Source organism: Mycobacterium sp. NGS62 (assembly GCF_059812285.1).
In genome coordinates this window covers 218,690-243,779 of the sequence record NZ_JCALCK010000003.1, presented here as the reverse complement: position 1 = coordinate 243,779, position 25,090 = coordinate 218,690, and the positions used below count along the sequence as shown (strand labels likewise).

Genomic DNA, 25,090 nt, shown 5'->3' with positions numbered 1-25,090 from the left:
TCAGTGCAGGCCCTCGGCGAGGGGGCCGACGGCCAGCGCTGGCAGAAAAGTCAGCGCGACCAGGATGATCGTCACACCGACGACCAACCCGACGAACTGCGGCTTGTGGGTGGGCAGGGTGCCGATCGACGCCGGCGTCGTGCCCTGACGAGCCAGCGAACCGGCCAGCGCCAGCACCAGAATCATCGGCAGAAACCGTCCGATAAGCATCGCGAGACCGAGTGCGGTGTTGTACCAGACGGTGTCGGCGGCGAGTCCGGCAAACGCCGAACCGTTGTTGTTCGCCGCCGAGGTGAACGCATACAGGACTTCCGATAGGCCGTGCGGTCCGGTGTTGGCCATGCCGGCACGCTGGCCGGGCAGGGTTAGCGCGATCGCGGTGCCGAGCAGCACGACCAGCGGGGTAATCAGGAAATAGCTTGCCGCAAACTTGATCTCGCGCGGCGTGATCTTCTTGCCCAAATATTCCGGGGTTCGCCCGACCATCAGCCCGGCAACGAACACAGTGATCACGGCCAGGATGAGCATGCCGTACAGGCCGGAGCCGACGCCGCCGGGCGCCACCTCACCCAGCTGCATGTTGAACAGCGGCATCATCCCGCCCAGGCTGGTGTAGGAGTCGTGCGCGGAGTCGATCGCGCCGGTCGATGTCAGGGTGGTCGTGCCGGCGTACACCGCGGAGTCGGCGACCCCGAAACGCTGCTCGACACCTTCTGTCGCGGCGCCCACTGCGGTGGGGACGGTGCCGTGGTGTTGCACCTGCAACTGCATCACCAGGGTGAGGCTGGCCCCGGCGATGATCGCCATGACCGCGGCGATCGCGTAGCCCTGCTTGGTGTCGCCGACCAGGCGGCCGAAGGTGCGTGGCAACGAGAAGCTGATCACCGACAGCAGAAAGATTTCGACCCAGTTCGTCCAGGGGGTCGGGTTCTCGAAGGGATGCGACGAGTTGGCGTTGTAGAAGCCGCCGCCGTTGGTGCCGAGCGCCTTGATCACCTCCTGGCTGGCCACCGGGCCGCCGGTGATGGTCTGCGACGATCCGGCCAATGTGGTGACCATCTGGTCGTGCAGATGAAAGTTCTGCACGACGCCGCCTGCGATCAGCACCACCGCGCCAATGATTGCGATCGGCAACAGGATGCGCAGTGTGCCGCGGACCAGATCCACCCAGAAATTGCCGAGTTCAGCGGTGTGCCGGCGGGCAAAGCCGCGAACGAACGCGATGGCGACCGCCATACCGACCGCAGCCGACACAAAGTTCTGTACCGCCAGACCGGCCATCTGCACTAGATGGCCCTGCGTTGATTCGCCCGCATAGGCCTGCCAATTCGTGTTGGTGACGAAACTTACCGCGGTGTTCCACGCCAGCGCCGGAGTAATGGGTGTCGCCGGGTGCCGAAGATGCAGCGGGAGCTTGCCTTGGACGAGTTGGAGGACGAACAGGAAGCCGAGGCTGACAGCCGAGAACGCCAGCACGCTACGGGCATAGGTCGCCCAGCCTTGTTCGGTGGACGGGTCTGCGCCGATCACCCGGTAGACGAACCGTTCTGCACGCGAATGCCTCTCGGAGCTGTAGACCCGATACATGTAGTCGCCGAGCGGCAGGTGGACTACGGCCAGCGCCACGATCAGCAGCGCAAGGAACAGCAGGCCGGCCGTGGCACTATTCACTAGAAATGCTCCGGAAAGACCAGCGCCGCAACGAGGAACACCGCAACGAGTACGGCAAGCGCCAGGCCGACAGCGTTGGCGAGATTCATCGGCCGTCGACCATCTTCACGACCAGGCCGAGTAGGGCGAACACTGCGGCGCTCAACAGCAGGTAGAGCACAACAGACATGTCGTCTCCGTTCACCCAGCATCAATTCGCCCTCAGCGACTAGGGCTGCAACGACGCTAACGCCGCGCCGCATCGAGCGGCGGGGTCGTTGACGCTTTCTTTACGGGTGCAACCGCGACGTTGACGGTGCTGCGCGCTAACCGGTTGGCGGCGCGCTCATGGGCAGCCGGACTCGGAAGACTGTTTGACCGTCTGCGGATTCGGCGGTGACAGTTCCATGGTGCGCCTTGACGATCGACGCGACGATCGGCAGTCCCAACCCGTTGCCGGAGCCGTTAGACCGCGACACGTCGCCGCGCACGAATCGCTCGAACAGGTGCGGCAGCAGAGCAGGCTCGATATCGGGCCCGTTGTCGGTGACGGTCAATTCGGCGTAGGGCCCATCCGTGGTCGAGGGATGACGCGCGATCGCCGTCGTCACGGTGACTCCGGCTGGCGTGTGCACGTGCGCGTTACTCAACAGGTTGCTCACCAGTTGATGCAGACGGTGGCGGTCTCCGCGCACCCATACCGGTTCCTCGGGTAAGTCTTTGACCCAACGGTGCGTCGGCGCCGCTACTGCCGTGTCGTTCACCGCGTTGATGACGACGTCGCCCAGATCAACCTCTTCGGTGTCCAGATCCTCGCCTTCACCCAATCGAGACAGCAGTAGCAATTCGTCGACGAGCGATGTCATCCGCAGTGCCTCGGACTCGATACGGGCCAGCGCATACTCGGTCGTCGGCGGCAAGGCCGAGCTGTCCTGGCGGGTGAGTTCGGCGTAGCCCTGAATCGCCGCCAACGGGGTGCGCAGTTCGTGGCTGGCGTCGGTGATGAACTGCCGCATCCGGCGGTCGGATTCGACGCGGTGCGCCAACGCGCCATCGACGTTGTCCAGCAAGCGATTCAATGTGTGTCCGACAATCCCGACTTCGTTGTTCGGGTCGGTGTCGTCGGGGCGCACCCGCGTGGTGATGCGGTGCTCGTCGCCGATGAGTGGCATGGCCGCGACCTCGGCGGCAGTTGCGGCCACCCGGCGCAGCGGCCGCAGCGCGTAGCCGACCACCCAAATCGTCAGGATCGCTGTGACCAACAGGGCTCCGGCCAGAAGCGCTGTGGCGGTGACCGTTCGGCGTTCGATCGTACGATTGGCGAGGTTCAGCGATACCCCGACCAGCAGACGGTCCGCGCCGTCGGCGCGGCTGTCGACTCGGTAGGAGCCCAAGCTGCCCAGCTGTTCGGTGCGTGGCGGGCCGTCGGCCCAGGTATGTGACTCGATGGCGCGAACTACGTCGGCAGGCGCCGGGTGCGGCTCGTCTTCGGAGAAGACAGCCGAGCCGACCACCGTGCCGTCATGCAGTATCGCGATCAGGTTTTCGGGCGTTTGGCCGGTGAAACCCAGCATCGCCGTCTCGATGGGTATGCCGCCGTGCGCTCCCTCTCCGCTGCGGTAGCGGGTGACCGAGTGGCTCAGTGCGTCCAGCGATTCGACAACCTCGGCGTCGTTCATCGTCGTGACGTATGCGCGCAGGCTTAACACCGAGACAATGTCGACTGCCACCAAAACCACACAGACAACGGCGGATACGCTCAACACCAACTGCCTGCGCACGGATCGCGTCCGCCACCACGGCGTGACCCGACGTCGGATCATTCCGGCGATCGCAGCATGTATCCGACGCCGCGAACGGTGTGGATCATCGGATCTCTGCCGGAGTCGAGCTTCTTCCGCAGATACGAGATGTACAAATCGACGATGCTGGTCCGCCCCGCGAAATCATAGTTCCAAACTCGGTCCAGAATTTCGGTGCGGGTCAACGCGCGACGCGGATTGCGCATCAGGAATCGCAGCAGTTCGAACTCGGTCGACGTCAGCGAGATCAGTGTTTCACCGCGGGTGACCTCGCGGCTGGCGCCGTCCAAGGTGAGGTCGCCGACGGTCAGGACCTCCTCGGCCGGCGGCGCCAGGTGATTGGACCGCCGAAGCAGTCCGCGCAGCCTGGCGACGAGCTCCTCGAGGCTGAACGGTTTGGTCATGTAATCGTCGGCGCCCGCGGTCAAGCCGGTGACCCGGTCCATCACCGAATCACGGGCGGTTAAAAACAGCGTCGGGGTGTAGGCGTCTGATTCACGCACCCGCTGCAGGATCTGCAGTCCGTCCATATCCGGAAGCATGATGTCGAGCACCAGCACGTCCGGGCCGACCTTGTCGAACTTGGCGACGGCCTCGCGGCCGTTGTGCGCGACGTCGACAACCCAGCCTTCGTAATGCAGGGCCATCTTGACCAGATTGGTCAGCGCCGGCTCGTCGTCAACCAGCAAAACCCGGATCGGCGATCCGTCGGCCCGGTTAATCCGGGGCAGCTGCCCGAGGATGGCCTGGCGTGGCCGCTGTTCGCGTGCGTAACCGGACATTGCGGTCATGTTCCTACATTCTCCCTGGCACACATGAGGTTGTCACGGAGTTCATAGAGTTCTCAAATGTAGCGGGCACCCGCCCGGTCCGGTGCCCCGTACCGACAGATATGCGTTTTCTATGTATTCCATGAGCCTACTTGATATGGCTTGTATACGAAAAATACGGTGGTGCATAGCCGTTGAGCCACGACATGACGTACAGCGGAGTGCGCCGTTCTAATCGCCTGCGCGCAAACAGCTTTGATATTGACGCCCGCGATCTTAGGCGGCCGCTAGCGGCCATTGCCCGTCGCCGCGGAGTTTGCGCACGGCAAGTGTCGAGTAGTGGCCAGCTTCGGTTTTGGAGAAAGTTAGGAGACATCAATGTCTTTCGCAGCATTTGTCAACACGCACCCGGAGGCGCTGGCGGCTGCGGCCGGCCATCTGCATGGCATCGGCTCGCAGATGGCCGCGGGAAATGCAGCGGCGGCCGGCCCGACCGGCGCGGTGGTACCGGCGGCCGCCGACGTGGTGTCGGCGTTGACCGCGGCGCAGTTTGTCGCGCATGCCGGGAACTATCAAGCCATCGGTGCCCAAGCTGCCGCGGTCCACGAGATGTTCGTGACCACGCTGCAGACCAGCGCAGCTTCGTATGCGGCCACCGAGGCCGCCAATGCGGCCCGAATTTGAGCAGGCCAGCTAACGCAACGAAAGGGTAGAGGCGATGGATTTTGGCGCATTGCCGCCGGAAATCAACTCCGCGCGCATGTACGCGGGCGCGGGTCCGGGGCCGCTGCTGGCCGCGTCGACCGCCTGGGACGGGCTGGCCGCCGACCTGCATTCCGCGGCCGCCGGCTATCAATCGGTGGTCACGGGGTTGACCGCCGGGTCGTGGCAGGGGCCCGCGTCGGTGTCGATGGCGGCCGCGGCCGCACCGTATGTGACCTGGATGAGCGCAACCGCCGCCCAGGCTGAACAGACCGCGACTCAGGCCAAAGCGGCGGCAAGCGCCTACGAGGCGGCGTTTGCGATGACGGTGCCGCCTCCGGTGATCGCCGCCAACCGCGCTCAGTTGATGACCCTGATTGCCACCAACCTTCTGGGTCAGAACACCCCGGCGATCATGGCCACCGAGGCCCATTACGGCGAGATGTGGGCCCAGGACGCTGCAGCAATGTACGGCTATGCGGGCAGCGCGGGGGCTGCCTCGACGTTGACGCCGTTCGCCCCGCCGCCGCAAAACACCAACCCGGGCGGGTTGGCCAGCCAAACTGCCGCCGTCGCGCATACCGCCGGCACGTCTGCCGGCACCCATGCGCAAACCATGACGTCGTCGCTGTCGAATGTGCCCCAAACTCTGCAGGGGCTCGCCCAGCCGGTGCAGTCAACGTCGTCCACGGCGGGAATGTCGCAGATGGCGCTGGGCACCGGGACGTCCGCCGCGACCTCGGCGGCCACCACGCCGGCCAGCATGCTCACGGGGATGACCGGTGCGTCGGGCAAAGGGGCCCTCAAGGGTGCCGGCAAGGGTGCCGGCCTGGGCGCGTCGGCGGCTGCCCTGCCTGGCGCTCTGCCGGAGTTAAGCAATGCGGGCGGCATTGGCCTGGCTCTGGACACGGCCGGCTTTGCCGAGGACGGGGTCGGTCTGGTCGGCTTGGACGGCGGCGGCTTGGGCGTCGATTTCGGCGGCCTGGGCCTCGATTTCCTGGGCGCCGACACGCTGACCGAGGGCGGGGGCTTCGGACCGTTGGGGAGCTTCGGAGGTCTAGGAGGGTTAGGACCGCTGCACGGCCTCGGCGGCTTGGGTGGCGGCTTGGGCGGTGCCGGAGCCTCAGCAGGCGTCGGGCAGGCGGCCTCGCTGAGTGGGATGTCGGTGCCGCAGAACTGGTTCGGGTCCGCCCCGTTAGGAGCGATCCACCCGGCCAGCGCCATGCCGTTGCCGAGCACCAATCTCGGTGCCGCCGCTCCGGCGGTAGCGCCGGGCGGGACTGCCGTGCCCAAGCTGGTGATGCCGGGCGTGTCCGGGCGTGAGGTCGACGGTGCGGTCCGGGCCATCGGCTTCCGGTCCAGCGTGGTCCCGCACTCGCCGATGGCGGGGTAGCCGCAAAAGGTTGTGGCCCGCACACCCGGGGGGTGTGCGGGCCACGTTGTGGGTGTAGTTAGGCCCAGCTGGAGCCGACGGCGGAGTCGGTGGAGGCCATGTTGTTGCCGGCGGTTTGGACTTTTTGGCCGTGGGTGTTGGCTTGTTCGTAGATGACTTGGAAGTTGCGGCCCAACTGCGTGATGAATTCCTGGCAGGCCACTGAGCCCGCGCCGCCCCAAAAGTCGCCGGCGGCAAGCACATCGCGGATGATGGCCTGGTGTTCGGCTTCTAGGGAGGCGGCCTGGGCGCGGATCAGCGCGCCGTGGGCATCGACGTCACCGAATTGGTAGTTGATGGTCATTGTGGGTTCTCCTAGCTGCTCAGGATCTGCTGGGACGCTTGTTCTTGGGATTCGTAGTTGTTGGCGTCGCGGATCAGCCCGTCGCGCACGCCGTGGAGCATGTTGACGATGTTGCGAAACGCGGTGTTCATCTGGCCCATGGTGTCGTGCGAGGTCAGCTGGGCGGTTCCGCTCCAGCCGGCGCCGGCGATGTTTTGGGACGAGGCCCACATTTTGCGGGCTTCGTCTTCGACGGTTTGGGCGTGCACATCAAAGCGGCCGGCCATGTCGCGCATGGCGTGCGGGTCGGTCATAAACCGGGTAGTCATTGGGTTCTCCTTAGGGTGAAGTCAGTCTTGGGTGCCGGTGCTGGCCCGTGATATTCCCAGGGTACGACCTGGGGTTGAACGGGTGGCTTCAAACGTGTGACATGTTGTTTTCCTTTTCCCCCTATCCGGCCACCACCGGCCGGCCCATCACCGTCGGCTTGAACCCATACCGCGGCGCACCAAAGCCATAACCGCGGTTGCCCATACCGGCCGCCCCGGGCATCCCGGCCGGCACGCTGGCCACCGCCGTGCTTTCCTCGGCGGCGGCGGTCCACCCGGTGCCCGCTAACGTCGCAGAACCGGTGCCCGCCGGCGTAGCCGCCGACCAACTGCCCGGTACCGACAAGCCGCCGACCGTGGCTGCCCTGCCCACACCCGCCAACACCGGCGCGCCGCCGACGGCGGCAGAGCTTGCTGGCGCCCCCGCGCCGGCTAGGCCGGCCGCGCCCACTGGCCCGAGGCCGCCGCCCAGGCCCGCTCCCAGCGCACCGTCGACACCGCCAAGTCCCGCGCCCTCAGCATTTGCAAGCCCGACCCCTGCCGATATGCCGGCGAACATGTTCCAGGCCGTGATGTTTCCTGCCTGGCCGATGACATTCGTTAGCAAGCCGTTGCCCAGGAGGTTGTCGAGCCCGCCCAATCCAGGTGATGCAGCCAGCGGAGAGCCCAGTCCTTGCATCGCGCTGGGCAAAGCGGAGACCAGCTGGGACAGCCCCGTCTGCGTGCCAGCGGTCGAGACCGCGGCGGCCTGGCCGGCCAGCCCGGCCGGGTTGCTGTTTGGCGTCGGGGAGGTCAGCGGCTGCAATCGTCCGGCGATCGCGCTGGTGCCCGCGTAGCCGTACATGGCCGCGGCGTCTTGGGCCCACATTTCGGCATAGAGCGCTTCGGTGGCCGCGATCGCCGGGGTGTTTTGGCCGAGGAAATTGGTGGCCACCAATGCGGCCAGCTGAGCCCGGTTGGCCGCGATCACCGGCGGGGGCACCGTCATCGCGAACGCCGCCTCGTAGGCCGCGGCAGATGCCATTGCCTGGGCGGCGGCATGCTCGGCGGCCGCGGCCGTGGTGTTCATCCACCCCACGTACGGCGCGGCCGCAGCTGCCATCGCCGTCGATGCCGGTCCCAGCCACTCTTCGCTGGTCAGACCGGAGATCACCGATTCATAGGAGGCTGCCGCAGTGGACAGCTCGGCGCCCAGCGCACTCCAGGAGGACGCGGCGGCCATCATCGGCGCCGCGCCGGGGCCGGCGTAGATGCGTGCGGAGTTGATTTCCGGTGGTAACGCTCCGAAGTCCATTTCTTTCCAACCTCGTTTCCTCAGTAGCCGATTTGCCTGACGAGGCGCTAGACGACCGCAGGCTTGGGCATCACGGTCGGCTTGACGCCGTAGCGTGGAGCGCCGAAGCCGATGCCGCCGCGTCCGGCCGAAGCCGCCGACGGCATCCCGGCCGGCATGGTGGCCATCGTCGAGCTGTGCGGGGCGGCACTGGTCCAGCCCGCGCCCGTCAACGTCGTGGGGGCAGGGCTGGACGGGGCGGCCGCACCGGCCCAACTCGGCGGCACCGACAATCCAGCGACGGAGGATGCTCGGCCCAAACCTGCCGACACCGGCGCCCCATTGAAGCTGCCAGTACCTGCCGGCCCCGCCGCGTTCGCCAGGGCCGCCGCGCCCAAGCCCACCGGAGGGAGTGCCCCGGTGGTCGTAGCCCCAGCGCCCGTCAGTTCGCCTGGAGCGAGGAAACCGGAGCTCCCGAGTTGCAGCAGGTCCGACGCGGCGGAGCCAAAGTTCCCTACCTGAGTCGTGAAGGCACTTCCCACGTTGCTGAAGAACCCCGAGCCCGACGAGGACGACCCGGACCCGGTCAACAAACCGAGGAGTCCGCCGCTGCCGCCGGTGGCGGCGGCCTGGGCCGAGTTGACGGCCTCGGTGGCGCCGTATGCGCCGGCGCTGGCGCCAAGCGTGTTCACGAACATCTCGTGAATCGCGGTGGCTTGTGCACCGACCTGTTGATACAGCGTGCCGTAGGCAGCGAATTGTGTTGCCTGCAAGGCGGATACCGTGTCGGCGGCAGCGGGGACCACGCCGGTGGTCGGGGCCGCGGCCGCCGCGTTCTGCGCGGTCAACGTCGAGCCGATTCCCTGCAAGCTGGCCGCCGCGGCCGTCAAGGCTTCAGGATGGGTGGTCACGAAAGACATGACTTCTCCTCACGGAAAACGAGCCGACCCGCGTACCGGGGCCGGGCACTGACGTGGTGCCGCATTACCGTAGCCACGTCTTCCACAGTTCCCCGCGAAGAACGCGGTGTGAGAAGTCGTTAACGTCTTCTTAACGCTGCGGCGATATTCCTTGACGGTTTCCTGTCACCTGCCAGGTGCGCGGTCTCCATCAGGCCGCTGACATAAGTGTGGCCCGCACACCCGGGGGTGTGCGGGCCACGGTTGTGGTTGTGGTTAGGCCCAGCTGGAGCCGACGGCGGAGTCGGTGGAGGCCATGTTGTTGCCGGCGGTTTGGACTTTTTGGCCGTGGGTGTTGGCTTGTTCGTAGATGACTTGGAAGTTGCGGCCCAACTGGGTGATGAATTCCTGGCAGGCCACTGAGCCCGCGCCGCCCCAAAAGTCGCCGGCGGCAAGGACATCGCGGATGATGGCCTGGTGTTCGGCTTCTAGGGAGGCGGCCTGGGCGCGGATCAGCGCGCCGTGGGCATCGACGTCACCGAATTGGTAGTTGATGGTCATTGCGGGTTCTCCTAGCTGCTCAGGATCTGCTGGGATGCTTGTTCTTGCTGCTCGTAGTTGTTGGCGTCGCGGATCAGCCCGTCGCGCACGCCGTGGAGCATGTTGACGATGTTGCGAAACGCGGTGTTCATCTGGCCCATGGTGTCGTGCGAGGTCAGCTGGGCGGTTCCGCTCCAGCCGGCTCCGGCGATGTTTTGGGACGAGGCCCACATTTTGCGGGCTTCGTCTTCGACGGTTTGGGCGTGCACGTCAAAGCGGCCGGCCATGTCGCGCATGGCGTGCGGGTCGGTCATAAACCGGGTAGTCATAACGGTCTCCTTCAGGTGAAGTCAGTCTCGGTGTGAGGGTGCTGGCCCGTGATATTCCCAGGGTACGACCTGGGGTTGAACGGGCGGCTTCAAACGTGTGACATGTTGTTTTCCTTTTCCCCCTATCCCGCCACCACCGGCCGGCCCATCACCGTCGGCTTAAACCCGTACCGCGGCGCCCCAAAGCCATAACCGCGGTTGCCCATACCGGCTCCGGTCATCCCGGGGGGCACGGCCGCCACCGAATTGGTTTCGGGGGCGGCAGCCCAGCCGGTGCCCTGCACTGTCGGAGCGGCGGCACCGGTCGGCGTGGCCGCGGCCCATGTCGGAGGAACCGACAGCGATCCGACAGTCGTAGCTTGCCCCACACCCGCGGATACCGCCGAGCTGGCCGTGCCCGCGCCACTGATCCCGCTGCCGACACTGCCACCGAGTGCGCCCAGGTTCCCCAGCGCGCCACCAGGAGCCAGGAGTGACCCCAGGCCGCTGCCCACTGCGCCACCTCCCGCGGCGTTGAAGCCTGGCCCGGCGAAGTAACCAATCATGCTGGGAATCAACGTGGAAGGTATATACATCACGGCTGTTGCGCCTCCGGACGAGATCCCGTTCAAGATCACATCCAGCGCGTCCGACGACGAGAGCGCACTCGGGGCCGCGCTGAGCAGTCCCGACGCGGCGGACGTGGACTGCAGTGGCGAGGACATTGATTGCAATGCGTTGGGCAGCGTGGTCATCAGTTGACTGATTTGGCTGTGTGTGCCTGCTGCACTGGCGGTCGCTTGAGTCACTGCGGCGGCCTGGTTGCCGACGCCGGCCGGATTCGTGTTGTTGTTCGGTGGGTTGAACGGCGTCAATTGGGCGGCCACCGCCGAAGTGGCCGCGTAGCCGTACATCGCTGCGGCGTCTTGGGCCCACATTTCGCCGTAGTGGGCTTCGGTGGCCGCGATGGCGGGGGTGTTCTGCCCCAGGAAGTTGGTGGCCACCAGCGTGGCCAACTGCGTGCGGTTGGCGGCGACGACCGGTGGGGGCACCGTCATCGCAAACGCGGCCTCATAGGCGGCCGCGGCCGCCTGGGCTTGGCTGGCAGCCTTTTGAGCTTGGGCGGCACTCTGACTCATCCATGCCACGTAGGGCGTGGCCGCGGTCGCCATCGACGCCGAGGCCGGGCCAATCCACTCTTGGCTGGCCAGTCCGGAGATCACCGACTCATAGGAGGCTGCTGTCGTGCTTAACTCCGCGGCCAATGCGTTCCATGCCGAGGCGGCGGCCATCATCGGCCCCGGGCCGGGGCCGGCGTAGATGCGGGCGGAGTTGACCTCCGGCGGGAGCGCTCCGAAATCGAACACGGGAGTGTCTCCTACCCGGCCGCGATCGCGTTGGCGGCCTCGGTCGCCGCATAGGACCCGGCGCTGGTGCCCAACGTGCTGACGAACATTTCGTGAATGGCTTCGGCCTGGGCGCTGACCGCCTGATACAGCGTGGCGTGCGCGGCGAACTGGGTGGCCGTCAACGCCGAAACCTCGTCGGCGGCAGCGGGAATCACACCAGTGGTCGGAGCCGCCACGGCTGCGTTTTGGGCGGCCATCGTCGAGCCGATTCCCTGCAGGCTGCCGGCCGCAGCCAGCAACGCCTCGGGCTGAGTGGTCACGAAAGACATGACTCCTCCTTAAGGAAAGCGAGCCGACCCACAAAGCAGGTGCGGCCATTACGGTGCTGTCGCACTACCGATTTCACGGCTCTACAGTTGCCCAAAAACAAGCCTGAGTGATAGCTGGTTAACTGCTTCGTAACCGCTGAGCCGCAACTCTTAACACCGTGGCGTCGCAGGACACATCGTTGTCACCTGGCGCTGTCGGCAGGGACCGCCGGGCCGGCGGGTGCGGCTTCGCGCTACATTCGCCGCCGGGCCCCCATAGCCCAATTGGCAGAGGCAGCGGACTTAAAATCCGTCCAGTGTCGGTTCGAGTCCGACTGGGGGCACTGTCGACGAGGCCGCAAGGGGGCGTAACGCCGATTTAACAGTTCGGCGAGGGGCCCTAAAAGATCGGTAACACTGCTGTAACGGCTGCTCGGCAGACTTCGAGCTATGAAACGCACAGTCCTGCTGCTGGCCAGCGCCGCCGCCCTTGTCGGGCTCGCCGCGCCTGCATACGCCGATGAGTCCGGCGGCGGTGGCGATGCGAGCTTCCTCGCGGCGCTCAACCAACACGGAATCTCCCACCGTGGCAACGGCCAGGCCATTGCCGCTGGCAGGGCGGTCTGCGAGCTGATGGACGGCGGCTTGACGCCGATGGACACCGTCAACGCGGTGCGCACCACCAACCCCGGCTTCACCCCCCAACATGCTGCGATCTTTGCGGTGGACGCGGCGAGCGCCTACTGCCCCGAACACCTCTGATCGGCGCTACTGAAGCGCTGCGTTCCTAACCAACCCATTGCCCACTAGGCAATATTGCCTAGTGGGCAAAAATTTCGCTATGTTGGTCCTGTGAGCCGGTCGTTAGGGTTGCGGGACCGCAAAAAGCTCGATACCCGCAAAGCGCTGAGCGACGCGGCGCTGAGTTTGGTTTTCGAGCGGGGCTTGGACAATGTCACCCGCGAGGACATCGCCGCTAGGGCGGGCGTGTCGGTACGCACCTTCGGCAATTACTTCGCCGGCAAGTACGACGTGCTGGCGTATCGACAGGTCGAACGGGTGCGGCGCAGTTTGGTCGTGTTACGGGCCCGGCCCGCCGGCGAGCCGATCTGGGCAGCGATCAGCGCGGCGGTGAGCGAACCCCTGGAGGCCGACGGTGCCGACGATTTCCTGCCGAGCACCGCACTTCAGACCGAGTTGCGCACGCTGTTGTTGGCGCCCGAGGCTCGGATGGCGATCTCCAACGAGGTCTTCGCGGACTGGGTCGAGGTGGTCGCCGAGCGTACTGGGACCGACCCGCTGCGAGACATGTACCCGCGTTTGGTTGCCGGCGTGGTCCGAGCCGTCGTCGAAGCCGCACTCGATACCTATGTCCATGCGGATCCACCGGTGAATATCGTCACCCTGCTGAACAACGGGTTTTCCAGCGTTGCTGCCGGGCTGCCACCGTCGACTGCCCGGTGACCGTGGCGAGATGAACTGAGAGGCTCTGCCGTGCACGAAAACCCGGTCGACGTGGTCATTTCCGGCGCCGGACCGACCGGCCTCATGGTGGCATGCGAGTTGGCACTCGCCGGCGTGCGACCGGTCGTCCTTGACGCCCTTCCGGAGCCCAGTACGGAGCCAAAGGCCAACGGGCTTGTCGGCCAGGTGATTCGAATACTCGACATGCGCGGCCTCTACACGATGGTCCCTGGAACGCCTGATGCTCCGGAGCCGATTCCCGGCTACATCTTCAGCGGGATGCCGGTTTCTTTCGGCGAGGTAGCCGACAACCCGATGTATGCGCTGGGGATTCAGCAACCGCGGCTGGTGCGGCTGCTCGAACAGCGCGCTCGGGACCTCGGGGTTGATATCCGGTGGGGCCACGAGCTGGTCGACTTAGCCCAGCGGGAAGACAGGGTCGATCTCAATATCGCCGCGCCGCACGGCTCTTACGGGCTTGCGACGAGATTCCTGGTGGGCGCCGACGGCGGACGCAGCCTGGTGCGCAAGAACGTGGGTATCGAGTTTCCCGGCAGCACCGCGCCGGTGGTGGGCCGGCTGGCCCACGTGTCGATACCGGACGAGTTCCGCGCCGCCGACGGCAGTCTGGACATACCGGGTGTGGGCCGAATTACCTTTCCGCACAACCGAATGGACGGCGGGACGTTCATCTTCGCCGAATTCGAGCCTGGCCGCCCACTGATCGGCACCGTGGAGTTCGGTGCCGATCCGTTAGCCGTCGAGACGCCGATGACGGTGCAGGAGATGCGTGAGAGCCTGTGCCGGGTGCTCGGAGTTGACGTGCCGATTGCGCCGCCGCTGGGGCCGGGGCCGCATGCCTTGCGCCGGATCGACGGTCAAAACACCAGGCAGGCCGAGCGTTATCGGGACGGCAACGTCTTTCTTGTCGGTGACGCTGCGCACGTGCACTCCGCGATGGGCGGTCCCGGCCTCAACCTTGGTTTGCAGGACGCGGTCAATCTGGGATGGAAACTGGCGGCCGCGGTGAATGGCTGGGCGCCAGAGGGATTGCTCGACACCTACCATTCCGAGCGCTACCCGGTGGGGCAGCGGGTCATGATGCAGTCGATGTCCCAAAGTGCCCTGATGGCGCCCGGGCCCGAGGTTGGTGCGCTGCGGACGCTCTTCGCTGAATTGTTGGCCAAGCCGGACACCGCAGCGCATATCGCACACCTGCTCGCCGGGTCGGATGTGCGTTACGACGTCGGCGACAGCCACGTGCTGTCGGGACGATTGATTCCCGACCTGAGATTGGCGAACGGGCAACGGGTCGCTGAACTCATGCGCCCGGGCCGTCCGGTGCTGCTCGACCTCGCCGGCGGCGCAGTCGCGGAATCGGCGGTGTGCTGCCCCGAGCGGGTCAACGTCGTCGTCGCGCAGGGGCCGGAGTTACCTGCTGCGATGCTGATCCGGCCCGATGGTTACGTGGCCTGGGCGAGCAACAGTTGCGGAAATGACGACCTCGATCGGTTAAGCGGCGCATTGACGCGCTGGTTCGTGCCCACCGCCGGCGATCCCGGGCGCGTCGACCTAGGAAGTATGTGATTTTGACCGCTCTTGCGGCACAAAGATTAAGAGAATCTTAGTCGCGCACAATCAGCGCCATAACCGGGACCGCCGTTAGCTTCTCAAGCAAAACAGCCTGGCCAAAGACGCCGTCGCGTTCGCTCTATCCAGCCGTCGTAATACGCCGCGAATCTTTGTCTAAGCGCAGCCTGAGTTAACGGCGTGACGCAAGAGACAGTGCGTCGAAACGCACACGTTTACGGCCGAATTCGGCCACTAGACTCGCTCCGAAGCAGCGCTGGAAGGCGCGAATACAGATGACATCGGGGCCGCAAAACCTTAACGCCCGGCCAGGCCACTCGGTGTCACCGTCCGAGACACGTCGGGCGAACGAGCAAAGGCAGGTGCCACCGTGCGCGATCTCAGCTATGCCAACGACCGGGATCCGGTCAGCGGCAAGTCGTCGATGGACGTCGGCACTGCACTGAGTTTCGCAAAGGTCGGCGACATCCGCGTACCCCGCGGCCCGATCAGCGGGATCGCCGTCGGCCCGGAAGGCCGGCTGATGGTGACGAACTACGGCGCTGACAGCGTCTCGACGATCGACGCGGGTTCAGGTGCTGCCGTGCGGTCCCTGACCGGACTCAATGAACCGTTCGCCATAGCCACCGCCGGCCGGCGAGCCTACGTCAGCACGGTAACGGCGGCGTATGACGCGATTGTCGCCGTGGACATCGACACCAACCGCGTCGTGGGGGTCCACCCTGTCGCGTGTAGCGTCCGCGACCTCGCGGTAAGCGCCGACGGGGAGCGGGTCTATGCCGGACGAACGGCAGCCGGCGGCGCCGACCTGGCAGTGCTGGACACCAGGACCGGTAGCGTCGATGCGATCGGCATCGAGGCTGCCGCGGGCACCAGCACCGAATGCGTCCGGGTCAGCCCGGACGGACGCCGGGTGTACGTCGCGACCAACGGAGCGTCGAGCGGAAAACTCGCCGTCGTCGACGCCCGCGAGCAGCGTGTCGTCGACACCGTGGAGATCGGCTCGCCGATCCGCGATGTCGCGCCCAGTTGGGACGGGTCACGGGTCTATGTGGCCAGTTGCGGTCCTGACTTCGGCGCGGTTCTCGACGTCGTCGATACCCGCACCAACATGATCGCCGCCACCAGCAAGATCGCCGAGATCAATGGTCTGCTCGTGCAGCTGGCGCTCAGCCGCGACGGTGAACGCGCCTACCTCGTCGACGACGAGCGCGTGACTGTCCTGAGCACGCACACCCACGACATCGCCGGCAGCATCACCGTGGCCGGTGCGCCGTCGTGTGCAGTGGAAAGCCCGGACGGTACCCACCTTTACGTCGCCGACTACGCCGGGTCGATCACTGTGTTCACGATCGCCTCGACCGCCGCCGCACTGCTGATGTCGGCGGACGACGAGCCCACCGCTCCGCACGCGTGGGCCATGCCCGAGCTGCTGCAGCTCGAGCCGGCCATGACCTGACGGGCGAGCTGAACACAGCGCGACATCGCGCCGAGAACCATAAGCTGTACCTCGATGTACAGCACCATGCAGAATTACCCGTTGACGATTACTGCCATCCTGCGGCACGCCACCGGCGTTCACGGCGCACGCAGCGTGACGACTGCGACCGGCGATGGTTACCGGCATTGCAGCTACGCAGAGTTGGGCGCCCAGGTGGCGCAGTTGGCGAACGCGTTACGCCGCCTCGGTATCACCGGAGACCAGCGGGTGGCCACCTTCATGTGGAACAACGCCGAGCACGTGGCGGCCTACCTGGCCATACCGGCGATGGGTGCCGTGTTGCACACGCTCAACATCCGGCTGTTCGCCGAACAGATCATCTATGTCGCCAACGAAGCCGAAGATCAGGTCGTCTTGGTGGACTTGTCGCTCGCCAAACTCCTGGCACCCGTGCTGGACCGCCTGGAAACCGTGCACACCGTGATCGCCGTCGGAGACGGCGATATGGCGGTGCTGGAGAAGTCGGGCAAGACGGTGTTGCGCTATGCCGAATTGCTCGCCGGCGAGTCGACCGAGTTCGATTGGCCGGACATCGACGAGAACACCGCCGCCGCGATGTGCTACACCAGCGGCACCACCGGCAACCCGAAAGGTGTTGTCTACAGTCATCGTTCGAGCTTCTTGCACACGATGGCCGCCTGCACCACCAACGGGATCGGAATCGGTTCCAGTGATCGGGTGCTGCCGATCGTGCCGATGTTTCACGCCAACGCGTGGGGATTACCGTATGCGGCGCTGATGGCCGGCGCTGACCTAGTGCTGCCCGACCGTCACATGGACGCCAAATCGCTGGTCGACATGGTCGAGAAGCTGCGGCCCACCGTAGCGGGCGCGGTGCCGACCATCTGGAACGACGTCATGCACTTCCTGGAGAAGGATTCGGACCACGACGTGTCGTCGTTGCGGCTGGTCGCCTGCGGGGGATCGGCGGTGCCGGTGTCGTTGATGCGCACCTTCGAAGACAGACATGGCGTGCAGATCCGCCAACTGTGGGGCATGACGGAAACGTCGCCGCTGGCCACTATGGCCTGGCCGCCACCGGGTACCCCCGATGACCAGCATTGGCCGCTGCGGGGCACCCAGGGCCAACCGGTGTGCGGCGTGGAAGCCCGTATCGTCGACGACGACGACAACGTGCTGCCCAACGACGGCGATGCCGTCGGTGAACTGGAAGTCCGCGGACCGTGGATCACCGGCTCCTACTACCGCGGCGCCGACGACTCCAAATTCGAATCCGGGTGGCTGCGCACCGGCGATGTGGGCCGCATCGACGAACGCGGGTTCATCACGCTGACCGACCGCACCAAGGATGTCATCAAATCCGGTGGGGAATGGATCTCTTCGGTGGAACTGGAGAATGCGCTGATCGCGCATCCTGACGTAATCGAGGCCGCTGTCGTCGGTGTTCCCGACGAGCGCTGGCAGGAACGGCCGCTTGCTGTCATCGTTCGCAAAGAAAGCGCTTCGGTGGACGCCGGTGAGTTGCGGAAATTTCTGTCTGACAAGGTGGTTCGATGGTGGCTCCCCGAACGATGGACGTTCGTCGACGAGATTCCGCGCACCAGCGTTGGCAAGTACGACAAGAAGACCATCCGGTCCCGGCACGCCGAGGACGCCTACGAGGTCACCGAGGTAGCCGATTAGTGGCATCCGCCAGAATGGAGTGAGATGAGCCTGCGGGTCGTCCAATGGGCAACGGGGTCGGTGGGGGTGGCCGCCATCAAGGGTGTGCTCGAGCATCCCGAACTCGAACTCGCCGGCTGCTGGGTCCACTCGGAAGCCAAGAGCGGCAAGGACGTCGGCGAGATCATCGGCGCGCCGCCGCTGGGGGTGACCGCGACCGACAGCATCGACGACATCCTCGCGCTGGACGCCGACGCGGTGATCTATGCACCGCTGATGGGCAACGTGGAGGAGGTCGCCGCGCTGCTGCGCTCAGGCAAGAACGTCGTCACTCCGGTTGGCTGGGTCTATCCCAGTGAACGGGCGGCCGCCCCGCTGGAAGTGGCCGCGCAGGCCGGCAATGCGACACTGCACGGCGTCGGCATCGCGCCCGGTGCGGTCAGCGAGTTGTTCCCGCTGCTGCTCTCGGTGATGTCCACCGGTGTTACTTTCGTTCGCTGCGAAGAGTTTTCCGACCTACGAACCTACGGCGCGCCGGACGTACTGCGCTACGTGATGGGTTTTGGCGGTACACCGGACAACGCATTGACCGGGCCGATGCAAAAAATGCTCAACAGCGGCTTCATCCAGTCGGCGCGGTTGTGCGTCGACCGGTTGGGCTTCGCCGCCGACCCCGAGATCCGCGCATCGCAGGAGGTGGCCGTTGCGACCGCGCCGATCGACTCGCCGATCGGGGTGATCGAGCCCGGTCAGGTCGCCGGACGCCGCTTCCACTGGGAGGCGATGGTCGGCGACACGGTGGTGGTTCGGATCACGGTGAACTGGCTGATGGGCGAGGAAAACCTTGACCCGCCATGGTCTTTCGGGCCCGCGCGGGAGCGCTATGAGATGGAGGTCCGCGGCAACCCCGATACGTTCGTCACAATCAAGGGCTGGCAGCCGGAGAGCGTAGAAGCCGGCCTGAAAAGCAACCCCGGCGTCGTCGCGACCGCTGCACACTGCGTCAACGCCGTCCCCGCGACATGCGCTGCGCCCGCGGGTATTCAAAGTTTCTTCGACCTGCCGCTGATCACCGGCCGGGCCGCCCCCGGGCTGAGCCGCTGATGGCAACGCCGAAGGTCGTCGAGCAATCACGGGCAATGCCGGTGGCCGTTGACGACGCGTTTGCCGGCACGTTGCCGCTTTCGCTGCCGACACTGTTTCGTCGCTGGTACGGCCCCATCCCGCCGATCAAGCAAGTCCGCGATCAGACCGGCGACTGGGACGCTGCCGGGCAGACTCGCGTCGTGCTGCTGACCGGCGGCGGCAGCATGCGCGAGCAACTGACCAGTGTCGACCCGCCACGGTCGTTCGGTTACACGCTGACCGACATCACCGGCCCGATGGCGCCGCTGGTCAGCAAGGTGGACGGCGAATGGCTCTTCGCGTCTGCGGGCGCCCGGTCGACCGTCACCTGGCGTTGGACCATCCACCCGCGGTCGGTGCTGACCGCTCCGCTGCTGCCGGTGTTCGGGCTGCTGTGGAAGGGTTATGCGCGACAGGCGCTCGAGGAGCTGTCGGCGCACTTGGCGGGCAGTCGCTAACTTCCCATGTGCCGACTCTTTGGGCTGCACGCCGGAACCAACGTTGTCACTGCCACCTTTTGGCTGCTGGATGCGCCGGATAACCTGGCCGCGCAAAGTCGGCGCAACCCGGACGGCACCGGCTTGGGTGTGTTCGACAAGCAGGGACAGCCGGAGTTGCGTAAGCAGCCGATCGCGGCGTGGCAGGACACCGATTTTGCCGCCGAAGCAAAAGACATGACCGGCACCACCTTCGTTGCGCATGTGCGTTACGCGACCGCCGGGTCACACGATGTGGTCAATACCCACCCGTTTCTGCAGGATGACCGGATCTTCGCGCACAACGGCGTGCTGGAGGGGTTGGATGTGCTCGACGAGCGGCTGACCGAACTCGGCACCGCCGACCTGGTGCTGGGCCAGACCGACTCTGAGCGAGTGTTCGCGTTGATCACCGCCTCGATCCGCGCAACCGGCGGTGATGTTTCGGCGGGTGTGGTCGACGCGATGCGCTGGCTGGCGGCCAACGTACCGATCTACGCGGTCAACGTGTTACTGAGCACAGCCACCGACATGTGGGCGCTGCGCTATCCGGAGTCGCATGAGTTGTACATGTTGGATCGCCGCGACGGAGCGCCCGCACATGGATTCCACCTGCGCACCAATCGGATTCGGGCGGACTCGGAGCAATTGCGCGGCAGGCCGGCTGTCGTGTTCGCCAGCGAGCCGATGGACGACGACCCGCGGTGGCAGTTGATCAGTCCCGGGGAGCTGGTCCATGTCGACGCCGAGCTGCAGATCGGCCGCGAGGTGGTGCTCGGCGACCCGCCGCAGCACCAACTGCGCCGCGACGATCTGAGCCCGGCGGTTCAGGCAGCCCAGCACACCTCTGCGTAAGTCGGCCTGGCACACTCCATAATCGTGACAACCAAACGGGCCTTGGTGCTCGCCGGTGGGGGAGTCGTGGGAATTGCCTGGGAGACAGGCATTCTGCGAGGTATCGCCGACGAATCGCCGGATCTGGCTCAGGCACTGCTGGATTCCGACGTGTTAGTGGGAACCTCGGCCGGTTCAGCGGTCGCGGCGCAGATCAGCAGCGGGCTCTCCCTCGACGAACTGTTTGCGCGGCAGGTGCAGGAGAGCTCTGCCGAGATCGACCCCGGTGTCGAGATCGATGACATCGCCGACCTTTTTCTGAGCGCGATGGCCGACCCGGGAACAACGGTCGCGCAGAAGCGGCAACGTATCGGGGCGGTCGCGTTGGCGACCGAAACCGTAGCCGAACCGGTGCGCCGCGAGGTGATCGCCCGCCGGCTACCGTCACATGACTGGCCCGACCGGCCCATGCGGATCACCGCCATCGACGTCGCGACCGGCGAACTCGTCGTGCTCCACCAAGACTGCGGCGTCGAACTGGTTGACGCGGTGGCGGCCAGTTGCGCGGTGCCGGGAGCCTGGCCGCCGGTGACGGTCGCCGACCGCCGCTACATGGACGGCGGAATCGGCAGCACGATCAACCTGGACGTGGCCGAGGACTGCGGAGTGGCGGTGGTGCTGGTGCCCGCCGGCGCGTCGGCGCCGTCGTCGTTCGGCGCGGGACCGGCCGCCGAGATCGCGGCGTTTAGCGGTGCGGCGCTGGGGGTGTTCGCCGACGACGAGTCGCTGGCGGCGTTCGGCTCCAACCCGCTGGATCCGCGCTGCCGGACCGCGTCGGCGCGGGCCGGTCGTGCTCAGGGCCGCCGGGAGGCCGCAACGGTCGCCGCGTTTCTGGGGGCGATCGCAAGCGCGGCGGAGCCGGGCGCAGTGGGTCGTCGCCGAAATTCTTAGAGAACGGCTGACGCAATCAACGATTCGAATTCGGCGATGACGTCGTCGAGCGGCTTGGTGGATCGCTGAACCCGACACAGGATGATCGCGCCTTCGATGGCGGCGACGGCCATGGTCGCCAGCCGGTCCGCGCGCTGCTCGTCCATCCCGTCCGCGGCGATCGCCCCGACCAGCGCCTGATGCAACCGCTGGAATGTCTGAGCGGCGGCGGGTTGCAAGTGTCGCTCGTCGGGTGATGCGCCGACAGCAACGGAGACGATGGGGCAGCCGGCGTTGAAGTCGGACTCCTGCAAGACCTTGTGCCAGAACTTGCCGAAGCGGCGCAGCGCGGCACCCGAACCTTGGGCGGCGGCTTGCTCGACGATGCCGCTGATGGTGTCCCCGGCCAGGGCCAGCGCCTCGGTAAGGATCTCGTTACGGCCGCCCGGAAAGTGGTGGTAGACCGAGCCACGCGGTGACTGGCTGCGCGACAGCACGGCTTCAACCGTCACTCCACCTGCACCTCGCTCCCGCAACAGCTCGATCGAGCTGAGCAGCATCTTGTGCCTGGTGTCCGTACGGGTTCCCATCGCCACCTCCACTATGCTATGTTGCATAGCATAGCATCCGGCGATCGGGATCAACCCATGACAACTGACTGGCAGCAGAGCGCCTGCATCTTGTGCGAATGCAATTGCGGCATTGTGGTGCAACTCGACGACCGGCGGCTGGCCAAAATCCGCGGTGACAAAGAACATCCGGCGTCGCGCGGCTACACCTGCAACAAGGCGTTGCGCCTCGATCACTACCAGAACAACCGCAACCGGTTGACATCGCCGATGCGCCGTCGCCCCGACGGCAGTTACGAAGAAATCGACTGGGACACCGCGATTACCGAAGTTGCTGCCGCCGTCGCTGACATCCGCGACACCTACGGCGGAGACAAGATCTTCTACTACGGCGGCGGAGGGCAGGGCAACCATCTTGGTGGCGCCTACAGCGGCGCGTTCCTCAAGGCAATCGGTTCTCGGTACCGCTCAAATGCGTTGGCGCAAGAGAAAACCGGTGAGGCTTGGGTCGACGCTCATCTCTACGGTGGCCACACCCGCGGCGAGTTCGAGCATGCCGAGGTGTCCGTGTTCGTGGGCAAGAACCCGTGGATGTCGCAGAGTTTCCCCCGTGCGCGCACAGTGCTCAACGAGATCGCCAAGGATCCACGTCGCTCGATGATAGTCATTGACCCGGTCCTCACCGATACCGCCAAGATGGCCGACTTTCATCTGCGGGTCCGGCCGGGAACCGATGTCTGGTGTCTGGCCGCGATGGCCGCTGCCCTGGTCCAGGAAAATCTGTGCGACGAAAAATTTCTCGCCGATCATGTCACCGGTGTCGAGGCAGTCCGACAGACGCTAAAGGACGTACCCGTCGACGAGTATGCCGAGCGCTGCGGAGTCGATTCCGAGCTGCTGCGTGCTGCCACACGGCGTATCGCGAAGGCGGACAGCGTCGGGGTGTTCGAGGATCTGGGTATCCAGCAGGCGCCCAACAGCACTGTGTGCTCCTACCTGAACAAGCTGCTGTGGATTTTGACCGGTAGCTTCGCCAAACGCGGTGGGCAGCATCTGCATTCCAGCTTTGGCCCGCTCATGCGCCATGGCACCGAAGTCGGACGCACGCCGGTGACCAAGGCTCCGCTGATTGGTGGGCTGGTGCCCAGCAATGTTGTGCCGCAGGAGATTCTGTCAGATCACCCCGACCGGTTCCGGGCGATGATCGTGGAGAGCAGCAATCCGGCACACTCGCTGGCCGACTCGGCCGCCTGCCGCGCAGCCTTCGAATCGTTAGAACTCCTGGTCGTCATCGACGTGGCCATGACCGAAACGGCTCGGCTCGCCGATTATGTGCTGCCAGCGGCCAGCCAGTTCGAGAAGACCGAGGCGACGTTCTTCAATCTCGAATTCCCGCACAATACTTTTCATCTGCGCCACCCGTTGCTGAAGCCGTTGCCCGGGACGTTGCCCGAACCCGAGATCTGGGCTCGTCTGGTGCGGGCACTCGGTGTCGTCGACGACGCCGACCTGCAACCGCTGCGGGATGCGGCCAACGAAGGTCGCGAGGCGTACACCCTCGCATTCATGCAGGCGGTCAGCGCGAACCCGATATTCGGAAAAGTGCTGCCATATCTGCTGTATGAAACCCTCGGGCCCACCCTGCCGGATGGGCTGGCCGGTGCAGCGGCATTGTGGGGCCTGGCCCAAAATGTTGCGCTCGCCTATCCGGATGCCGTTCGCCGCGCGGGTCACCGCGACGGCAACGCGTTGTTCGACGCGATCCTGCAGAACCGCTCCGGAGTCACGTTCACCGTCCATGAATACCAGGACGACTTTGAGTTGATCAGGCACGCGGACCGCAAGATTCACCTCGAGATGCCGGAATTGCTCGAGGAGATCGGCAGACTGGGCGCCGTCCCTGCCCGCTACACCACCCCGGAATTCCCGATCGTGCTGTCCGCAGGTGAGCGCCGCCCGTTCACCGCCAACGACATCTTCCGCGATCCCTCTTGGCGCAAGCGTGACGCGGAAGGAGCCTTGCGCGTCAGCGTCGAAGACGCCCAAGTATTCGGGTTGGTCGACGGCGGCCGGGCGCGAATCACGACTGCGGCCGGCTGTGCCGAGGCGAGCGTCGAGATCAGCGAGGCCATGCTGCCCGGGCACGCGTCACTGCCCAACGGATATGGGCTTGACTTCACCGATGACGATGGCGCAACCCTGATTCCGGGCGTCGCCCCCAATTCGCTGACCTCGACCGAATGGCGTGACGCCTACGCCGGCACGCCCTGGCACAAACACGTCCCGGCCCGAATCGAACCGGCTTAGCTGTCCAACTCGGCCGAATCCAGCGTGTCCAGCGTGCGGGCGGCCAGCGTCCGGCCGATGTCGATCACCTCGGCTGCACGATGGAATTCGAGACTGCGACACACCGAACGCGGCACCTCGATCAGCAGGTCGGGTGGATAAGCGGCCAGGATATGGCGGGCCAGCGCAGCCTGCGCGATGTCGATGGTGCGGTTCATCACCTCGAACCGGCCGCCGAGTTTGGGCACCTCGGGCAGCTCCTCGTCGTCATCGAAAGACGGCTCGGCAGCGTCGGTTTCGTCCTCGGGTTCGGGATTGGTCCCGCCGAGCCGGCTCAGCACCGCCCGCGCTGCCGGCAACTCGAGCAGCGCAGACGTGCTATGCACCATGCGGTTCAGCCACTCGGTGGCCGAACGGGACTCGGCCTCGCGCTCGCCCTCGGTCTCGCTGCCGCTCACACTCACCGCGATCGTCAGATCGGCATTGACCGCGGCGATCGGCGCCATCGGCAGCGGGTCGAGGATGCCGCCGTCGGCGAGCAGGCGTCCGTCGACCACGTGCGGTGCAATCACGCCGGGGATTGCGATCGACGCCCGGATGGCTTCGTCGACCGGGCCGCGCTGTAGCCACACCGACTTTCCGGCGATCAGATCGGTGGTGACCGCGGTGTAGGGGATCGGCAATTCCTCGATGACGACGGCACCGAGGATGTCCCGGACCGCGGCGAGGATCTTCTCGGCCCGCAGCACTCCCGCGGCGGCGATGGACGGGTCGAGCAACCGCAACACCGCACGCTGGGTCAACGCCCTGGCCCAGTCCGCGAAGTCATCGAGCCGCCCCGCTGCCTGCAAGCCGCCGACCAGCGCGCCCATCGAGGAACCGGCAACGCCGACGATCTCATAACCGCGCTCGCGCAGCTCGTCGATCACCCCGATGTGGGCATAGCCACGCGCACCGCCGCTACCCAGCGCCAGCGCCACCCGGGTCGGCGACGAGCCGCTCGCCCGGTGAACGTCGACCGGCCCGAAACCCGGGGCGCGTAGTGCG

The 25,090-nt window shown here is 65.8% G+C and carries 26 protein-coding genes, 1 tRNA gene and 1 pseudogene; 13 read left to right on the top strand and 15 right to left on the bottom strand.

Annotated elements, in window-relative coordinates; genetic code table 11:
- The 4 genes from kdpA to AC5Y49_RS10590 all read right to left on the bottom strand — a co-directional run bounded on the left by kdpA (nt 1) and on the right by AC5Y49_RS10590 (nt 4,243).
- Nucleotides 1–1,671, bottom strand: coding sequence for a potassium-transporting ATPase subunit KdpA (gene kdpA, locus AC5Y49_RS10605; RefSeq protein ID WP_499886728.1), 1,671 nt, complete (start codon nt 1,669–1,671; stop codon nt 1–3).
- The gene (locus AC5Y49_RS10600; RefSeq protein ID WP_499886726.1) at nt 1,671–1,760 is read right to left on the bottom strand and encodes a potassium-transporting ATPase subunit F; all 90 of its coding nucleotides are present in this window, start codon (nt 1,758–1,760) and stop codon (nt 1,671–1,673) included. Before AC5Y49_RS10600 ends, kdpA begins: the two co-directional genes overlap by 1 nt.
- A 216-nt stretch (nt 1,761–1,976) precedes the next feature.
- The gene (locus AC5Y49_RS10595) at nt 1,977–3,473 is read right to left on the bottom strand and encodes a sensor histidine kinase (RefSeq protein ID WP_499886724.1); all 1,497 of its coding nucleotides are present in this window, start codon (nt 3,471–3,473) and stop codon (nt 1,977–1,979) included.
- Nucleotides 3,470–4,243: a response regulator transcription factor gene (locus AC5Y49_RS10590; RefSeq protein ID WP_499886722.1), complete on the bottom strand. Its 774-nt coding sequence runs from the start codon at nt 4,241–4,243 to the stop codon at nt 3,470–3,472. The genes AC5Y49_RS10595 and AC5Y49_RS10590 overlap by 4 nt, the downstream gene beginning before the upstream one ends.
- Before the next feature lie 357 nt (nt 4,244–4,600).
- Here AC5Y49_RS10590 and AC5Y49_RS10585 point away from each other — a divergent pair, with 357 nt between their 5' ends.
- Nucleotides 4,601–4,906, top strand: coding sequence for a PE family protein (locus tag AC5Y49_RS10585; protein WP_499886720.1), 306 nt, complete (start codon nt 4,601–4,603; stop codon nt 4,904–4,906).
- A 34-nt stretch (nt 4,907–4,940) separates the two neighbouring features.
- A complete protein-coding gene (locus tag AC5Y49_RS10580; RefSeq protein ID WP_499886718.1) occupies nt 4,941–6,317 on the top strand; it encodes a PPE family protein in 1,377 nt (458 codons plus the stop codon).
- 58 nt (nt 6,318–6,375) lie between these two features.
- Here AC5Y49_RS10580 and AC5Y49_RS10575 read toward each other — a convergent pair whose 3' ends face one another.
- The 9 genes and pseudogenes from AC5Y49_RS10575 to AC5Y49_RS10535 all read right to left on the bottom strand — a co-directional run bounded on the left by AC5Y49_RS10575 (nt 6,376) and on the right by AC5Y49_RS10535 (nt 11,666).
- A complete protein-coding gene (locus tag AC5Y49_RS10575) occupies nt 6,376–6,660 on the bottom strand; it encodes a WXG100 family type VII secretion target (protein ID WP_499883909.1) in 285 nt (94 codons plus the stop codon).
- A gap of 11 nt (nt 6,661–6,671) precedes the next feature.
- Entirely contained in the window at nt 6,672–6,968 is a 297-nt protein-coding gene (locus tag AC5Y49_RS10570) for a WXG100 family type VII secretion target (RefSeq protein ID WP_499886717.1), read from the bottom strand.
- A 121-nt stretch (nt 6,969–7,089) separates the two neighbouring features.
- Nucleotides 7,090–8,262: a PPE family protein gene (locus tag AC5Y49_RS10565; protein WP_499886715.1), complete on the bottom strand. Its 1,173-nt coding sequence runs from the start codon at nt 8,260–8,262 to the stop codon at nt 7,090–7,092.
- A 47-nt stretch (nt 8,263–8,309) separates the two neighbouring features.
- Nucleotides 8,310–8,573: a PE/PPE C-terminal domain-containing protein gene (locus AC5Y49_RS10560; protein ID WP_499887245.1), complete on the bottom strand. Its 264-nt coding sequence runs from the start codon at nt 8,571–8,573 to the stop codon at nt 8,310–8,312.
- A 294-nt stretch (nt 8,574–8,867) separates the two neighbouring features.
- Nucleotides 8,868–9,161 (bottom strand): annotated as a pseudogene (locus tag AC5Y49_RS10555) (PE family protein); the annotation flags it as partial.
- Nucleotides 9,162–9,416: 255 nt separating this feature from the next.
- Entirely contained in the window at nt 9,417–9,701 is a 285-nt protein-coding gene (locus AC5Y49_RS10550; RefSeq protein WP_499883909.1) for a WXG100 family type VII secretion target, read from the bottom strand.
- Nucleotides 9,702–9,712: 11 nt separating this feature from the next.
- A complete protein-coding gene (locus tag AC5Y49_RS10545; protein ID WP_499883910.1) occupies nt 9,713–10,009 on the bottom strand; it encodes a WXG100 family type VII secretion target in 297 nt (98 codons plus the stop codon).
- 122 nt (nt 10,010–10,131) lie between these two features.
- Complete coding sequence (locus AC5Y49_RS10540) at nt 10,132–11,355, bottom strand: PPE family protein (protein WP_499886713.1); 1,224 nt, start codon at nt 11,353–11,355, stop codon at nt 10,132–10,134.
- 11 nt (nt 11,356–11,366) lie between these two features.
- Complete coding sequence (locus tag AC5Y49_RS10535) at nt 11,367–11,666, bottom strand: PE family protein (RefSeq protein ID WP_499886712.1); 300 nt, start codon at nt 11,664–11,666, stop codon at nt 11,367–11,369.
- Nucleotides 11,667–11,915: 249 nt separating this feature from the next.
- Between AC5Y49_RS10535 and AC5Y49_RS10530 the strand changes: the two genes are divergently transcribed.
- The 10 genes from AC5Y49_RS10530 (at nt 11,916) to AC5Y49_RS10485 (ending at nt 21,209) form a co-directional block, all read left to right on the top strand.
- Nucleotides 11,916–11,989, top strand: a tRNA-Leu gene (locus AC5Y49_RS10530).
- 106 nt (nt 11,990–12,095) lie between these two features.
- Complete coding sequence (locus tag AC5Y49_RS10525; RefSeq protein ID WP_499886711.1) at nt 12,096–12,407, top strand: DUF732 domain-containing protein; 312 nt, start codon at nt 12,096–12,098, stop codon at nt 12,405–12,407.
- A 90-nt stretch (nt 12,408–12,497) separates the two neighbouring features.
- Nucleotides 12,498–13,109, top strand: a complete 612-nt coding sequence (locus AC5Y49_RS10520) for a TetR/AcrR family transcriptional regulator (RefSeq protein WP_499886710.1) — start codon at nt 12,498–12,500, stop codon at nt 13,107–13,109.
- Between the two features lie 30 nt (nt 13,110–13,139).
- Entirely contained in the window at nt 13,140–14,696 is a 1,557-nt protein-coding gene (locus AC5Y49_RS10515; RefSeq protein WP_499886709.1) for an FAD-dependent monooxygenase, read from the top strand.
- A gap of 373 nt (nt 14,697–15,069) precedes the next feature.
- Nucleotides 15,070–16,158, top strand: coding sequence for a YncE family protein (locus tag AC5Y49_RS10510; protein WP_499886708.1), 1,089 nt, complete (start codon nt 15,070–15,072; stop codon nt 16,156–16,158).
- Nucleotides 16,159–16,212: 54 nt separating this feature from the next.
- Nucleotides 16,213–17,844, top strand: coding sequence for a long-chain fatty acid--CoA ligase (locus AC5Y49_RS10505; RefSeq protein ID WP_499886707.1), 1,632 nt, complete (start codon nt 16,213–16,215; stop codon nt 17,842–17,844).
- A gap of 24 nt (nt 17,845–17,868) precedes the next feature.
- A complete protein-coding gene (locus tag AC5Y49_RS10500; protein WP_499886706.1) occupies nt 17,869–18,927 on the top strand; it encodes an NAD(P)H-dependent amine dehydrogenase family protein in 1,059 nt (352 codons plus the stop codon).
- The gene (locus tag AC5Y49_RS10495) at nt 18,927–19,406 is read left to right on the top strand and encodes an SRPBCC family protein (RefSeq protein WP_499886705.1); all 480 of its coding nucleotides are present in this window, start codon (nt 18,927–18,929) and stop codon (nt 19,404–19,406) included. The genes AC5Y49_RS10500 and AC5Y49_RS10495 overlap by 1 nt, the downstream gene beginning before the upstream one ends.
- Before the next feature lie 6 nt (nt 19,407–19,412).
- Nucleotides 19,413–20,279, top strand: coding sequence for a class II glutamine amidotransferase (locus tag AC5Y49_RS10490; protein ID WP_499886704.1), 867 nt, complete (start codon nt 19,413–19,415; stop codon nt 20,277–20,279).
- Nucleotides 20,280–20,303: 24 nt separating this feature from the next.
- Nucleotides 20,304–21,209, top strand: a complete 906-nt coding sequence (locus AC5Y49_RS10485; RefSeq protein ID WP_499886703.1) for a patatin-like phospholipase family protein — start codon at nt 20,304–20,306, stop codon at nt 21,207–21,209.
- On the opposite strand, the gene AC5Y49_RS10480 is transcribed toward AC5Y49_RS10485, so the two are convergent.
- On the bottom strand, nt 21,206–21,778 hold the full coding sequence (locus tag AC5Y49_RS10480) for a TetR/AcrR family transcriptional regulator (RefSeq protein WP_499886701.1): 573 nt from the start codon (nt 21,776–21,778) through the stop codon (nt 21,206–21,208). The two genes, AC5Y49_RS10485 and AC5Y49_RS10480, sit on opposite strands and share 4 nt — an antisense overlap.
- A 57-nt stretch (nt 21,779–21,835) precedes the next feature.
- Here AC5Y49_RS10480 and AC5Y49_RS10475 point away from each other — a divergent pair, with 57 nt between their 5' ends.
- Nucleotides 21,836–24,064, top strand: coding sequence for a molybdopterin-dependent oxidoreductase (locus AC5Y49_RS10475; RefSeq protein WP_499886700.1), 2,229 nt, complete (start codon nt 21,836–21,838; stop codon nt 24,062–24,064).
- On the opposite strand, the gene AC5Y49_RS10470 is transcribed toward AC5Y49_RS10475, so the two are convergent.
- The gene (locus tag AC5Y49_RS10470; RefSeq protein WP_499887243.1) at nt 24,061–25,023 is read right to left on the bottom strand and encodes a patatin-like phospholipase family protein; all 963 of its coding nucleotides are present in this window, start codon (nt 25,021–25,023) and stop codon (nt 24,061–24,063) included. The two genes, AC5Y49_RS10475 and AC5Y49_RS10470, sit on opposite strands and share 4 nt — an antisense overlap.
- Between the last annotated feature and the right edge of the window lie 67 nt (nt 25,024–25,090).